The following is a 15405-nucleotide window of genomic DNA, read 5'->3' as shown; positions in this document are numbered from 1 at the left end:
AGTTCAAGGAAAAGCAATTGATTGTCAATAAAATTTCCTTCAGATGATAAAAATTCTTTCTAATCTTTAAAAACTATTATTTTAAATAAACGGGGGCCGGAAAAATCTGAGCCCCCTTTATTTAAAATCCCCAAAAAATTTTAAGGGAAAATTCCTAAGTCTGTATAAGAGATGGCTATTCTTTCGAGCGCCACAATAAAACCTGCTGTTCTCAGGTCTTTAATCCCTTTTTCCTTTCGTACACTGTTCATATGGTGGTAGGCGGTTACCATAGTTTCTTCAAGCCCGGAGTTTACCAAATCCCTCTCACTTGCCCCTTTAATTATTATCTTTCTTTGCTCATCGCTAAATGAATCGCCTGTTGCCTTTTCAATTCCTTCCAGAAGTTCATCATATTTTTTCATGTCGTACCTTTTCTCCAATTTCCCGAAAGAAACCCTGGATAGGTTTTTCAACCATTCAAAATAGGACACGGTGACCCCACCGGCATTTAGGTACATATCAGGAATAATCATGATACCCTTTTCAAGAAGTATGGTATTGGCCTCTTGTGTTACAGGGCCATTTGCAGCCTCAGCAATAAGTTTCGCCTGAATGCCGGGTGCATTTTCTGAAGTAATTTGATTTTCCAAAGCAGCAGGGATCAAAATATCACAAGGTCTGGTCAACAAGGAATTGGCATTCTCAATAAATTCACCTTTTTCATAGCCTTTAAAGCTTTTATTTTCTAATTGATAGGCTTTAATTGCTTCGATATCTATACCATTTTCATCCCACAGCCCTCCATTATACTCTGCAATACCAATGATTTTAGCTCCTGCTTCTGCAAGGTATTTGGCGGAATAATAGCCTACATTTCCTAAACCCTGCAAAACAACTGTCTTTCCCTTCAGGCCTACTTTTAAACCCAATTGGATCATATCCTCCTTGACACTCACGGCCTCTCGAATCCCAATATAAACCCCCATTCCTGTGGCCTCAGTCCTACCTTCAATGCCATGCTGCGAGAGGGGTTTCCCTGTAACACAACCTTTTGCATTGATAACTTCAGGATTAAAGGCTTCAAAAGTATCAACTATCCAAGCCATCTCTTGACTACTTGTGCCATAATCCGGGGCAGGTACATCTATGGCCGGACCAATGAACTTCTTTTTAATCAATTCAGAAGTATACCTTCTGGTAATTTTTTCCAATTGGTCCCGTGTATACTTTTTATGATCTATCCTTACTCCCCCTTTGGCCCCACCATAGGGAATATTCACCAGTGCGCATTTATAAGTCATTAATGCTGCGAGTCCTTTGACCTCTTCCTCATTTACAAAACTACTGTATCGAATACCACCTTTCACAGGCAACTTATGGTGGGAATGTTGAACCCTATACCCTTCTATCACTTGGTAGGTCCCATCACCATTTCTTAGGGGAAAATTAAATTTATAAATGCTATTGCATAATTTAATTTGCTCCAGCAAGCCGGGATGAATGTCCATATGGCTGGCTGCATGGTCCACTACTTTATTTACATCATCAAATAAACTGTAATCTGCATTTGCATTCATAAACCTTAATTTTTATACGATTCAACAAAATTCCAGCTACTTGACCGCAAGGTCTATGCCTAAAATGAAAAGCCAATGCCGTTATTCAGTCTACACCTATCATTGCCACTCAGAATTGAGAATCAATTAAAAACTTTTTACTCAAAGGAATCATATTTTTTAGCTAAGCGAACATTTCGCCCCACTTTTTGCAATGCGTCTCCCATATCCTCCCGGGCTTTTTCAGCTAAAGCCTGTAACTTTTTTACTACCTCATCATGGTCTATTATAACATTATACTGCTCTGATGGATCATTCTCCAAATCATATAGCTCCATTTCTTCTAATGTTAACATCTCATATTTTACAGGGATGCCATTGGTAGGTTTTATAAAGTCCTCCGGAAGCGTACGGTACCTATGTGGAAAATAAAGCTTCCATTTACCTGAGATAACTGCTTGCAATTCGTTTTTGTTATAATAAATATAATAGGCCTCCTGTGGTGATTCAGCGCCCTCTTCCATGTTTATTAAAGGCCAGATATTTTTTCCATCAATAGTTTTTTGAGGTAAAGGAGCCCCGGTAATATGGGCAATGGTTGGCAATAGATCTATGGTCATGGCCATTTTCTCTTGCACTTCTCCTTTCGGAATTTTTCCCTTCCATTGCATAATGGCGGGAACACGTATACCTCCCTCCCAAGAGGTTCCTTTACCTTCTTTGAAAATACCTGTACTCCCTGCATGAGTTCCATAGGAAAGCCAAGGACCATTATCTGAAGTAAAGATGACCAAGGTGTTTTCTTCCAGACCATTTTTCTTTAATGCTTCCATTACCTGTCCCACAGACCAATCAATTTCCATGATTACATCTCCATAAATTCCTGCCTCAGATTTCCCTTTAAATTTATCAGACACAAATAAAGGTACATGGGGCATATTGTGAGCCAAATAAAGAAAAAATGGTTGGTGGCTATTCCTGTCAATAAAATCAACAGCCTTTTCTGTATACCAGGTTGTCAACATGCTCTGCTCAGTCAATGTATCTATAATTGTTTCATTTTGATACAAGGGTAGTGGAGGGTAATCATCTGGTCTTTCAGGGTGGTAAGGCCACATATCATTTGAATAAGGAAGCCCAAAAAACTCATCAAAGCCTTGTTTGGTTGGCAAAAATGGTTCAAGGTGCCCCAGGTGCCATTTTCCGACTATCCCGGTAGCGTATCCCTTGGGTTTCAGCATCTCAGCAATGGTCGTCTCCTCTGGAGATAAGCCATGCTTACTGCGATCAGAAAGTGCACCAAAAATACCCAATCGATTAGAGTAACACCCTGTAAGAATCGATGCCCTTGAGGCAGAACAAACGGCATTGGCTACATGAAAATTGGTAAACTGCACACCGTTATTGGCCATTCGGTCCAAGTTGGGCGTTCGAATATCCTTCGCACCAAAAACCCCTACATCTTCATATCCTTGATCATCAGTGAAAATTATTACAATGTTGGGTGGGCTTGGTTCCTTCTGCTCTTTTTCTTCAGAGCCCTTACTTGTACAACTTAAAATTGAACCTGCAATTAATAAAAAATAAAGAGCCGATTCGACTTACCGGTAGTATAATTCTAGTATGCATTCTTATCCATTTTTTTCGGATAGAAGATAACTATATCAATACATTTAACAAATAAGAATCATGTAATATTAGTTTTTTAGCAAAGCTAAACAATGGCCGGTAACCTAATTCAGCAATAACTGCATAATACTGGTTAATTTACAGGTAGGGAAGCGGTATCAAACCAATAATTTTGTATGGATGCAACGGTCTTTAAAAAATCAGAAACCTCTGCAGGTTTAGTAATGTAACAATTTGCATAATTCTGATAAGATAAATCGATATCTTCTTTAGAACTGGAAGTTGACAAAACAACGACCGGAATTTTTTATAATTATGATGTTGCTTAAGTTCATGCAACACCTCATGACCACTTTTCTTAGGAAGGTTCACGTCAAGGATAATTAAATCAGGGGTGGCTTGGTGCTCAAAACCATTGGTTTTAAAAATAAAATCCAAAGCCTCCTGCCCATCCCTAGCTATACTAACTTTGTTTTCAACAGCACTTTCATTTAACGCTTCAAGTGTTAAATAAATATCCCCCTCATTGTCTTCTACTAATAAAATATGTGCTGATTTCATTTTATCCATTGTTCTAAAATATAAATATCAAAACCCCAACTTTTAATTTACTTTTCGGATGTGTAAAATTCAAGTCATTGATGTATTCATAACTTGGCTTAAGATCTAAACCCGTCATAACTTAACAACCATTTCGTTCATTTTTAAGCAAAGATGAAATGCTATAATACCAATCAATTAACTGATCAATACAAATATTTCAACAGCTTAATATCCGAAATCAACATAACTAAACTGACTTGCTTAAAACTTAATGATTGGGAAAACTAAATAATAAGACCAATTCAAACAAGTAATTGTACAGAATCAGTCAATAAATTCTTGCATTTTCAATGTAATTATAAATTTACCACTAAATTAACTCTTTTTTTTAAAATAGAAAATTTTTAATTTTTAATCGTGATTTTGTAATTTTTTAAACAAAGTTAAGGTGATTTTTCAAATACTTTAACAATGTAAGGATTATAGAATTGTCAATTTCAAAATTTAAATGGGCGAATCATATCTTATCCGCCCATTTTTAAAAACCCTTTTTTAGGTTAATCCTTTTATTTCCTGTTGCCAGGAAAGAATATTTTTACCCCTCCCACAAATCTGATTGTTCAAAAGGACTACCGGGCACTTCTGTAAAGAATGTTCCGTCAATGTACCTGTGATGACTATCAATGGATGCTATGCTTTTTAAATCCTCTGCCGATAGTTCAATATCCTTTGATTTTAGGTTGGCCGCAATTCTTTCCTTATTCGCTGATTTTGGGATAACAGCAATATCCCTATGCAAAGACCAAGCGATAAGAATTTGGGCCACTGAACAGGTATGCTTCTCAGCCAAGTCCTTGAAAATTTGATGCTCCATTAATATCGGATCGCTATCTTTTTGCCTGGCCTTAGGCCTGTCGGCTGAGCCTAATGGAGAATAAGCCGTAACATTTATCCCATTTTGCTTGCAGTAATCTACAAGATTATGCTGCGGTAAATAGGGATGAAGTTCTATCTGATTCATTTCAGGTGCAATACTGCCATTAGACTGTATTTCTTTAAGTTTTGCAATATTAAAATTAGACACTCCAATATGTTTGGTTAGGCCTTTTTCTTTCAATGCTTCCATTCCCTTCCAGGTTTCTGTGAGCGGAACGGTTTTGTAATCCAGGAAATCATCTCCACTACTTGGAAAGGTTACCCCATCCTTTAAGGATATTGGCCAGTGAATGAGATAAAGGTCTAGATAATCCAACTGTAAGTCTGCCAATGTCTGCTGAATACCTGCTTCCACCTTATCCACTTCATGGGCATTGTTCCAAAGCTTGGAAGTTATCCATAGCTCTTCCCTTTTCACTATCCCCTCTTTAAAAGCTTTTTGTAAAGCATCTCCCACCTCTTTTTCATTTTGGTAGATAGCTGCACAATCAATATGCCTGTAACCAGCCTCTATTGCCCAAAGCACAGCCTGATAAACTTCTCCAGGGCCGGATTTCCAGGTGCCCAAGCCCAACATAGGCATTTTATCTTGGTTTTTAAATGTGATGTATTTCATGCTTTATTTCTAAATTAAAATGTATGTATAAGTTATAGACATTCTTCCCAAATGTCAGAAAAATCGTAAGGGCTGATTTCACCCACCCAGGCACTCCCATGTGTATACCGATAAGGGCCTCCTAGATTGCTTATTATTTTGATAGCTTCATTATCTAATGACAAATTTGCAGCAGCAAAATTCTCCTCTATTCGCTTAAAATTCACAGATTTGGGCACTACCGATACGCCTTTCTCGATGGCCCAAGCAAGAACCACTTGAGCCACTGTCGCCGAATGTTTCGCTGCAATCTCTTGCAAGACTGTGTTTTCAAGTAATATGGGATGATCTACTTCATTGTCAGCAACCCTATAGGCAGCTCCAAGAGGGCCATACCCGGTGATGTAGATGCCATTTTTGTCACAATATTCTTTTAATTTCTTTTGGGGCAAATAAGGATGATATTCCACCTGATTAACCGTTGGCATTATGGAAGCATTTGCCTTCAATGCTTCAATTTTTGCCGAATTAAAATTGGATACTCCAATTTGGCGTGTCAATCCTTTTTTGTGTAATTTTTCCATTTCAGCCCAAGTATCCGCTAAGGGTGCTTGGTCCTTGGTCAAAAAGTCACTGGGATCAGTAGGTAAGCCTACCCCCTTTTTTAATGCGACAGGCCAATGAACCAAGTACAAATCAAGATAATCCAATTGAAGATCCTTTAGGGTATTTTGAATGGCAGGCAATACATCTTGGCGCAGGTGCGCATCATTCCATAATTTAGAAGTGATCCACAGATCTTCTCTTTTCACCATGCCTTTAGCAATAGCGTCGCTAATTGCCTGACCTATTTCATTTTCGTTTTTATAAACATAGGCACAATCAATGTGTCGATACCCAACCTGTATGGCATGAAGCACTGCTTTATAGACTTCATTTGGCTTAGATTTCCATGTGCCAAGTCCTAGGGTCGGCATTTTGTCCCCATTTTCAAATAATAAGTTTTTCATCCTAAATAATAATATATTGATGGACCAAGCAGATGGCTTATTACTTGATCCAATCTATTTAAACTGATTTTTATCAAGCAAAGTTAAAAATCCCGCTTGTTTTTCACAGGAAATTCAAGACATTCGATCAAACCAATAAATCTTTAATTACCCGGCCGGATACATCAGTAAGTCTGAATTTTCTCCCCAGATGCCTATAAGTCAACCGCTCATGGTCTAAACCAAGCTGATGCAATACCGTAGCTTGAAAATCATGCACGTGCACAGGGTTTTCTGTGATATTATAGCCCAAGTCATCTGTTGCCCCATAAACTATACCAGGTTTTATTCCTCCACCGGCCATCCATATACTAAAACATCTAGGATGATGATCTCGCCCATAATTGTCTTGAGTCAATTGGCCTTGAGAATAATTTGTCCTTCCGAATTCTCCCCCCAAATCACTAAAGTTTCGTCAAGCAATCCTCGTTGTTTTAAGTCTTTTACCAAAGCTGCAGAAGCTTGGTCCACATCCTTTGCCTGAACGGTCATTTCATTGGGAAGGTTGCCATGCTGATCCCATCCTTGATGATAAAGCTGAACAAATCGCACACCTGACTCTGAAAGTTTACGTGCCAACAAACAGTTGGCTGCAAAAGTCCCCGGTTTACGACTATCTTCACCATACATTTCAAATACACTATCCGGCTCTTTTGACAAATCTGTTGCCTCGGGAACAGCCGTCTGCATTCTGTAAGCCAGTTCATATTGGGCTACTTTGGCCTGAATCTCCGGGTCTCCGATTTTTTCATAGGCATGATGATTCAAGGCGGCTAAATTGTCAAGCATTTTTCTTCTGTCTGCTTTGCTCATCCCTTCCTGATCACTCAGGTAAAGGACCGGATCTTCCCCATTGCTAAATTGAACTCCCTGATGGGCCGAAGGCAAAAACCATTGCTCCAAAGTTTGGCATATACCCCTTGGCCATTCCCTTTCCCTTTAGATAGCAATACGGTAAAAGCCGGTAGATTATTATTTTCACTTCCAAGACCATAACTTAGCCAAGACCCCATACTGGGTCGGTTGCCCTGCTGAGCTCCGGTTTGAAAAAAGTTAGTGCAGGGTCATGATTGATGGCTTCGGTATGCATAGATTTTATAATGCAGATGTCATCAACAATCTTTGCTGTATGGGGAAATAAGGAACTAACCCAAGCTCTGGCTTGACCATATTGCTGAAAATCACAAAAAGACCCAACCATCGGAAAACTATTTTGGCTGGCAGTCATTCCGGTTAGCCTTTGCCCTTGCCGAATAGATTCCGGCAACTCTTGCCCCCACAAATCTCGAAGCTTAGGCTTGAAATCAAAAGATTCTAACTGAGATGGAGCTCCATTCTGGAACAGGTATATCACTCTTTTGGCTTTTGGGGCAAAATGAGGTAAACCTTTCCTTAAATCATCATTCTTACCCAAACTATTCCCCGTGAATAAATCAGGGATCAAAAGAGAGCCTAAAGCTGCACTCCCCAAACCTAGGCTTAACTTGGACAAAAAATGCCTTCTATTAAGATTCAATCCATGATCAAATATCTCTTTTTCCATAATTTAAGCTTTCGTTATGCTAGCTTCCATGTTATAAATAAGCGTGATAACCTGCGCCAAGGCAGCAAGTTTTGCTACCGGCAAATCATCCATTATTGGATACTTGCCAACCTCAATAATCCGTTTAGCCTTTGCTCTATCTTCCCTATACTCTCCCAAAAAGCTTGTCAAATGATTGCCCAATATCTTGCTTTCTATTTCATCAGGTTTCCTTCCAATAATACTGTAGAAAGCATAACCTATACCTTTTTCGGGATTTGGATCCTCTTTCAATAATTGTGAAGCAAATACCCTGGATGCCTCCAACACCACAGGGTCATTCATCATCACCAAAGCCTGTAATGGGGTGCTGGTTTTCAACCTTTCTACTTCGCAGGCATCCCTATTACTGGCATCAAATAACATCATACTGGGTGGCGGAACCGTTCTTTTGATAAATGTATATAAACCCCTTCTATAAAGGTACTTCCCTGTATCCAATTGAAATTTTGATAAATTACCCCTTCCTGAGGTAGCTGCTTCCCACAGACCTGCGGGTTGGTAGGTCTTGACTGAAGGACCTCCTATCTCCATGTTTAACAGACCGCTGCTAGCCAATATTAAATCCCTAATCTCTTCTGCTTTTAACCTGAGTCTGGAAATCTTGCCAAATACTTATTTTCCGGATCTAGCATTAAATGCTCCTTTCTGACAATTGAAGATTGCTGATAGGTAGAAGACAACATGATCTTCTTTAATAGGTATTGTATATTCCACCCGTGCTCAATAAAGTCCACAGCCAACCAATCCAATAACTCCTGATTGGTAGGTAAGTTACCTTGCAAGCCAAAATCTCCGGGAGTATCTACTATTCCAACACCAAAAAGTTCTTGCCAGATCCTGTTTACAAAAACCCTTGCCGGCAATGGGTTTTCTTTATCAAACAACCATTTAGCTAATCCCAATCTATTTTGGGGAAGACTGTCAGGAAACGGAAGGATGGAAGCAGGTAACCCCGGTTCCACTTTTTCTCCATGTGCATCATAGGCTCCCCTTTCTAGAATATAGGTATTTCGGGTGCTGTCCAGCTCTCCCATTACTGCAACCTTTAGCACATTGGCTTCATCAAGTAAAGAGTTGTAATTGGTGCCTTTTGTCATTCCTGCCATCAACCTGTTAACTCGAGCAGCACTATCAGGCATATTAATAAATTGAAGCAATTCTTCGACATCCTTATTGCTGATTTCCATCAGAGGGTATTTTGCCGGACTTTTCTTAGAGAAACCCGGATTTTTTCTTCTATTCCCCATTCAGCGATAGTATTAAAAAAGGCATAAGTCTGAAAATATTCTTTTTGGGAAATTGGGTCATATTTATGATCATGACATTGGGCACATTCCAAGGTAATTCCAAGCATGGCTTTACCCAAGGTATTGGTTCGGTCAATCGCATACATTACGCGATACTCCTCATCGATGGCCCCTGACTCCTCAGTAATTTTGTGGTTGCGATTAAACCCTGTGGCTAACAACTGTTCCTTGCCTGCATTGGGAAGCAAGTCACCTGCCAGCTGCCATGTAATGAATTGATCATAAGGCATGTTTTTGTTGAAAGCATGAATCACCCAATCTCGCCAAGGCCACTGGGTCCGGTAATAATCATCTTGGTAACCATGACTATCTGCATAACGCGCCACATCCATCCAGGCAACCGCCATCTTTTCACCATAAGATGCAGATTGAAACAAACGGTCTATTACAGCCTCCGGCTTCAAACCATTTTCCTGCAATTCATCCAGCACTTCCGGACTTGGCGGTAAGCCTATTAAATCAAAATAAATCCTCCGCATTAGGCTTAAGTCATCCGCCATTACTGAGGGGCTTAAACCCTTCGCCTCCATCTTGCTTAAGACAAAGTAATCAATTTCATTCTTAGCCCAACCCTTATTTTTCACTTTCGGAAGAGGCGTTTTTTGGGAGAAACAAAGGCCCAATGAGGTTCATATACAGCGCCCTCATCTATCCATTTTTTGATTATATTGACCTGATGATCACTTAATTGCAAATTTGATGATGGAGGAGGCATTTTTCTTCCGGATCTAATGATATCATCCTATTAAAAACCAAAGATTCTGTTGAAGAACCGGGAACAATGGCATGCTTCCCTGGGCTGTCTTTCAGGACTGCATAAGCTTCTGAAGCGACATCTAACCGAAGCCCCGCCTCCCTTTTGTTTGCGTCCGGGCCATGGCAAGTAAAACAGTTTTCAGATAAAATTGGTCTTACATGAAGGTTATAACTGACTTGGTCAGGAAATTCAAAAACATCATGACTTGGGTTTTCTTTGCAAGCTATGGTTACAGCCACTAAAATTAACCATCCTATAAATGGTATTCCCCAAAACATTTTATTCCCTTTTATCGAAATCATTTCGTTAAAATAGTTATTTACCCTCTAAAAGCAAAACCATTATTTTTTACCATCCTCCATATCCAATACCTTAAATTATCCCATGCCAATGCAATATTTTCATTAATTAATTCAGCAAATAATTATGCCCCAAACGAAGAAATCATAGCCCTCCAGAAAGGAATAAAAAATACTTTTTCCCATCTCCCGGAATTTGAATTTTTGGCATAGTTTTTATTATTGCATTGATATCTAAGGATACATAAAAGAAAAACAAAAAAATGAAAACAAGCATCGTTGTAATGATGATCGTCGTAGCTAGCCAACTGGCCTCCTGCGGCAAAAAACCAGTAGATTCACAAATCGAAAATTCTGTTGAAGAACCAGAAATGACTGAAGAATTCGAGAATGAGTCTCTACCTTTGGATTCTGAAGATTCCATTGAATTGGAAGAAATAGAAATTACAGAGCAATAATATGCACCTCAGCTGCCACAAATTAGTGGCAGCTTTTTTTCAAACTTTTTGATTTTTTAACTTAACATTTTATACCCATTACCGTTTAAAATAGGGAATTTGCTAAGCTTTCAATGGTAAGTTTCATCTTCACAGAATACTTAACTTTTATAAGAAAAGAAGTAAATTTCAGCAATGCTTTGAAGGCCCATTTCTATTGTTTGTGAATATCTAATACCAAAAATAAGTGATGGGTTTTAAATGGATATCATTTATAGAATCTGCTTAAAATTCATGGACTTTAAAAGCAAACCACCTTCAACCACCCTATTTTAAGGTTATTTTCGAATTATATAATTATTTATAAAAGTCCATTTACAATAAAAATCAGTAAATTTGCTTTACGAATGAAAACAACAAAAGCAATAAAATCACACTTGACCCTATTCCTATCCGCAGCGATATTGGTCTGGTCATTTTTATTGCCTTTTGCTCCTGTCAAAATATCTGAAGGAACCGGTCAAAACAAAGCCTTTGTAGACCAACTGAGTTTCGTAGATTTTTTCGGCCTTCCTACAGTTTATGAAGAGGGACATGCCTTCAAAAATATTTTAAATGATGGATTATTTGCAGGAATAAAGAACCAAGAATTTACTTGGGCCAATGGTCCTTTATTGAGCAATAAAAATTTGAGTCCTTACGCCTGGGTCTCTTATCATTATTTCAAACAAATACTTTTTCCTTTCCACTCCTTTTGGTAATCAACCTTCATTTATTTGCAAGCATTTATTTCCTATAAAAATAGGTTTTAATGCCAGTCTAAAATTCATTGTACAGCAGTGATCCGGAAATACTTTTGTTGCAATTCCCTGATTATGAAAGAGAATTGTAGCCATTGTTCTTAGTAAGGATATTCGGTTTAACAGAGAACTTGGATCTAATATTAGGCGATCAGCTTTTTAATTTAAGTTGAAAGTTGCCCATTTTATTATGCTCCTCCTTTTCTAAGGGAATTTTAGACAATTTAACCCCTAATTAATAGCAGAATTAATTCAGGAAATAAGATATGGAAATCAGGATCTCCTATAATCGACTGCCCGAAATGACAGGCTTTGATTACGCTATTAGATCCTATTTTAATATTTTTTCTAATCTAGCTATTGCATTTTATAACATTCAAATACCTGAAAAATGATCGTTGACATTGAACCAATCAGCTTAGGAATTTCCTTAGCAGCTATTGTGGCATTTATTGCTCCAATATATATCAATAAGAAAAAGCAATCCAACCTATTAAAATCAAAGCAGCAAAAGTTTATGGAGGAAGCCAATAAGCAAGGCCTTGTGTTGGAAAATCATGATTTTTGGCGAGGTGAATATGCCATTGGCATTGATTCCGGTAAGCACAAATTGCTTTACATGAACCTTGGCGCTGAATTGGAATTTCAATTAATTTCTACTGACAATATTTCACATATAGACCTTCAAAAACAAAATCACCTTGTAGGGAAAGGTTCAAAGAAAGTGGAAATAATTGACAGTTTAACTTTGATCATACAACAGAAGGAGGCTTCTATAAAAAAGGCCAATTTGTGTTTCTTTGACGGAGAAAAAAATTCTGATCTCTCAGGAGAATGGCCCTTGATTCAAAAATGGAATGCTCTATTAAAAAAGGAAATGACTTCATCAAATTAGTTTTCACCTAACCAAAACTACCATTACAACACCTCTTGTTCATTTAATAAGAGGTGTTTTTTTTACCTTTTCTCTTAAAAAGTATTTTAACTCAAATTATGAAATAGACCTTTTATCATTTGCGGAAATCACTTCAACCACAGGCTCTTCCGTGCTATCTACAAACTTAAGTGTAAGCAGACAGGTTATGCATAGCTTGGCTATAATTCTGTCTCTAAAAAGCCTAATTTTCTAGATATTACACCAGTTCTTATGAACCCTATTTCAAAAAACGGATTTTAATTATACCTCTAACTCTCTTTTCGTTTTTTCTTCCATAAGAGCAATTCACTCCACATAAAAAAGGATTTAAAAAATTAAACTAAAGTCCTGAGTCAGTTTAGGATAATACACCACTCACCTATCAAAAATCATCTTACAAACCATAAAAATTGAATTTTTTATTCGTATTATTGTAACAAGAAAGATAAATAAGGAAAAAGTTACTACCAACACCCTTAAAAATATCAATTTAAATAACCCTTTTAAGATTGATAATCTAAGATGACCAACATTAAAAACTCTTTAGCACTGGCATTCCTACCCGGCTATTTGTATTCCAGCAAATATGAAGAACAGGTGAGAAAGAATGTAGAAGGTCGAAACCCTCCGGTAACTAAAAACCCAAAGGAACATAGTGATCAAGAATTAATTAAGAAATACCTTAAAGGGCTTCAATTAGAAAGTTACGACTATATCAAAGAAATCATACATCCAGATTTCAAATGTATAAATACCAATACAGATTCAATCCACGACTCTATTGAAGAAATCTCCCATTGGAAATCAAAGCATAACCATTTGAATCACTTGTCTTTTAGTGAGCCCAAACTTACTAGCGTCCGCGTGAATCGAGGAATTTTGAAGGGTGACTGGACATTAGTTTGGACGACTTTTTCTGCTTTAGATAGCAAAACATTAAAATCCATAGCATATGAATACCATATGGCCATCAAAACCGAAGGAAATAAAATTCTAGAAATTCAGACTTGGCATGAAGTCGAAGACGTTTGATCCCTAAACCCAAATTAAAGTCAAAGTCTTCATTTTTTATAGGTTTAGATGGGCCTTTTTCAATTTTTTCCGTATATTTTTACATCAAACTCTGAATAGGTTATGGAATTTGTCAAGCATACTTTTTCACAAATAATGTTAGCATTTCCTTTCCCTATTTTAAGTCATCATTAGATTCTCGCTATTTAACAATCCAAAATAATTATTATGGACAATTACGTATTGGGTGTAGACTATGGAACAGATTCTGTCAGATCCATTTTGGTCAACACCCGTGATGGTGTCACCCTTGCTTCTGAAGTCTACAACTATCCCCGTTGGAAAGAAGGCAAATATTGCAATCCATCAAAAAACCAGTTTAGGCAACACCCATTAGATCATCTTGAGGGGCTTTCACATACCGTAAAAGCGGTGATGGAAAAGTCCGGTATACCCAAAGCTCAAGTAAAAGGAATATGCGTAGACACTACAGGGTCCTCTCCACTTCCGGTAGACCGTTCCGGCAAGGCTTTGGCACTTTCTGACAAATTTTCTGAAAACCCCAATGCCCAAATGATCCTATGGAAGGACCACACGGCAATTGCTGAGGCGGATGAAATCAATCATTTGGCAAGGACTTGGGGAGGAGAAGATTTCACCAAATATGAAGGTGGTATTTATTCTTCAGAATGGTTTTGGGCGAAGATTTTACATATCATCAGAGAAGACAAAGAAGTTGCAGAAGCAACTTATTCATGGATGGAACATTGCGACTATCTGACCTATACATTAGTTGGTGGCAAAAACCCAGTTGACTTTAAGCGAAGTCGCTGTGCCGCAGGGCACAAAGCTTTATGGCATGAGAGCTGGGGAGGGTTGCCTGAGGAAGCGTTTTTAGAAAAGCTTGACCCAAGCCTGAAGAAGCTTAAGAGCCAACTTTACCAAGAAACCTATACCTCCGACCAGGTTGCAGGGGGATTAGCAAAAGAATGGGCCACTAAACTAGGTTTGGAAGAGGGCACTCCCGTTGCTGTTGGTACATTCGACGCCCATGCAGGTGCCATAGGAGGAGAAGTTGATGAGGGCACCCTTGTTAAAGTGATGGGCACCTCTACTTGCGACATTATGGTGAGTCCTTATGAGGCATTGGAAGATAAGTTGGTAAAGGGGATTTGCGGACAGGTAGATGGGTCTGTTATCCCGGGGAAAATCGGCTTAGAAGCAGGACAATCTGCCTTTGGTGATGTCCTCGCTTGGTTCGTCCAATTATTGCTAAAACCTGCCAGCACTACCATCAAAAATGCTACTATGGATGGTGAGCTTAAGCAAGAAACTATAGATCTATTGGAAAAGAACTTAATATTAACCCTATCGAATGAAGCTGAAAAAATAGCTCCCGATGAAACGGATGTAATTGCGCTGGACTGGATCAATGGAAGAAGAACACCCGATGCCAATCAGAATTTAAAAGGAGCAATCCAAGGTCTTGACATGGGCTCAGGCGCTGCCCATGTTTTTAAAGCCTTGGTGGATAGCATTTGCTTTGGATCAAAAAAATCATCGAAAGGTTTCGACAAGAAGGTGTAAAAATAGAGCAAGTAGTAGGATTAGGTGGGGTGGCAAAAAAATCATCCTTGGTCATGCAAACTTTGGCAGATGTGTTGAATATGCCTATAAAAGAAGCAAAATCTGAACAAGCCCCAGCTTTGGGTGCTGCCATTTATGCCGCTACCGCAGCGGGCATTTATCCAAATGTAACCGAGGCCATAGCAGCTATGGGCAACGGTTTTGATAAAGTTTATTACCCAAATCCGGAAAAGGTTGCTATTTATCAATCGAAATACGAAAAGTACTTGTCTTTGGGTGAATTTATTGAAAAGTTTAGCTAAAATAAAAAAATGGTTTTCAAATCTATAAATTAAAATGGCAAGCCAAAAGGCTTGCCATTTTTTGTTTTCTCCCACTTTTTGATTGAGGGATTGTGGTTGATCCAATTTGTTCCT

The 15405-nt window shown here is 38.4% G+C and carries 9 protein-coding genes and 3 pseudogenes; 5 read left to right on the top strand and 7 right to left on the bottom strand.

What is annotated here, in order from left to right:
• Positions 1-140 precede the first annotated feature (140 nt).
• The 7 genes and pseudogenes from WG932_RS00185 to WG932_RS00155 all read right to left on the bottom strand — a co-directional run bounded on the left by WG932_RS00185 (position 141) and on the right by WG932_RS00155 (position 10241).
• Positions 141-1559: a Glu/Leu/Phe/Val family dehydrogenase gene (locus WG932_RS00185; RefSeq protein ID WP_149394042.1), complete on the bottom strand. Its 1419-nt coding sequence runs from the start codon at positions 1557-1559 to the stop codon at positions 141-143.
• Between the two features lie 137 nt (positions 1560-1696).
• Entirely contained in the window at positions 1697-3100 is a 1404-nt protein-coding gene (locus WG932_RS00180) for a sulfatase family protein (protein ID WP_483088759.1), read from the bottom strand.
• Between the two features lie 259 nt (positions 3101-3359).
• Complete coding sequence (locus WG932_RS00175; RefSeq protein WP_483086489.1) at positions 3360-3728, bottom strand: response regulator; 369 nt, start codon at positions 3726-3728, stop codon at positions 3360-3362.
• Between the two features lie 577 nt (positions 3729-4305).
• Positions 4306-5262, bottom strand: coding sequence for an aldo/keto reductase (locus tag WG932_RS00170; RefSeq protein ID WP_014021536.1), 957 nt, complete (start codon positions 5260-5262; stop codon positions 4306-4308).
• Between the two features lie 32 nt (positions 5263-5294).
• Positions 5295-6251 carry an aldo/keto reductase gene (locus tag WG932_RS00165; RefSeq protein ID WP_339678885.1) on the bottom strand — a complete coding sequence of 319 codons (957 nt, stop codon included), beginning with the start codon at positions 6249-6251 and terminating at the stop codon, positions 5295-5297.
• Positions 6252-6378: 127 nt separating this feature from the next.
• Positions 6379-7833: pseudogene (locus WG932_RS00160) on the bottom strand (DUF1501 domain-containing protein).
• 3 nt (positions 7834-7836) lie between these two features.
• A pseudogene (locus WG932_RS00155) lies at positions 7837-10241 on the bottom strand (PSD1 and planctomycete cytochrome C domain-containing protein).
• A gap of 260 nt (positions 10242-10501) precedes the next feature.
• On the opposite strand from WG932_RS00155, the gene WG932_RS00150 reads away from it, so the two are divergent.
• The 5 genes and pseudogenes from WG932_RS00150 to WG932_RS00130 all read left to right on the top strand — a co-directional run bounded on the left by WG932_RS00150 (position 10502) and on the right by WG932_RS00130 (position 15291).
• On the top strand, positions 10502-10696 hold the full coding sequence (locus WG932_RS00150; RefSeq protein ID WP_041934746.1) for a hypothetical protein: 195 nt from the start codon (positions 10502-10504) through the stop codon (positions 10694-10696).
• A 386-nt stretch (positions 10697-11082) separates the two neighbouring features.
• Positions 11083-11436, top strand: a complete 354-nt coding sequence (locus tag WG932_RS00145) for a hypothetical protein (RefSeq protein ID WP_014021531.1) — start codon at positions 11083-11085, stop codon at positions 11434-11436.
• 430 nt (positions 11437-11866) lie between these two features.
• Positions 11867-12370, top strand: coding sequence for a hypothetical protein (locus WG932_RS00140; RefSeq protein WP_149394038.1), 504 nt, complete (start codon positions 11867-11869; stop codon positions 12368-12370).
• A 543-nt stretch (positions 12371-12913) separates the two neighbouring features.
• The gene (locus WG932_RS00135) at positions 12914-13423 is read left to right on the top strand and encodes a hypothetical protein (protein ID WP_014021529.1); all 510 of its coding nucleotides are present in this window, start codon (positions 12914-12916) and stop codon (positions 13421-13423) included.
• A gap of 207 nt (positions 13424-13630) precedes the next feature.
• A pseudogene (locus tag WG932_RS00130) lies at positions 13631-15291 on the top strand (ribulokinase).
• The last annotated feature ends 114 nt before the right edge of the window (positions 15292-15405 follow it).

The sequence above is a fragment of the Cyclobacterium sp. SOCE241 genome (assembly GCF_056867545.1).
The sequence above is the reverse complement of the archived record's forward strand: the minus strand, read 5'-3'. Positions and strand labels throughout refer to the sequence as shown.

Bases quoted from the DNA above. Each gene is read 5' to 3' on its own strand.
- WG932_RS00145 (WP_014021531.1), top strand. From the start codon at position 11,083: ATGAAAACAACAAAAGCAATAAAATCACACTTGACCCTATTCCTATCC.
- WG932_RS00170 (WP_014021536.1), bottom strand. From the start codon at position 5,262: ATGAAATACATCACATTTAAAAACCAAGATAAAATGCCTATGTTGGGC.
- WG932_RS00150 (WP_041934746.1), top strand. From the start codon at position 10,502: ATGAAAACAAGCATCGTTGTAATGATGATCGTCGTAGCTAGCCAACTG.
- WG932_RS00140 (WP_149394038.1), top strand. From the start codon at position 11,867: ATGATCGTTGACATTGAACCAATCAGCTTAGGAATTTCCTTAGCAGCT.
- WG932_RS00185 (WP_149394042.1), bottom strand. From the start codon at position 1,559: ATGAATGCAAATGCAGATTACAGTTTATTTGATGATGTAAATAAAGTA.
- WG932_RS00135 (WP_014021529.1), top strand. From the start codon at position 12,914: ATGACCAACATTAAAAACTCTTTAGCACTGGCATTCCTACCCGGCTAT.
- WG932_RS00175 (WP_483086489.1), bottom strand. From the start codon at position 3,728: ATGAAATCAGCACATATTTTATTAGTAGAAGACAATGAGGGGGATATT.
- WG932_RS00165 (WP_339678885.1), bottom strand. From the start codon at position 6,251: ATGAAAAACTTATTATTTGAAAATGGGGACAAAATGCCGACCCTAGGA.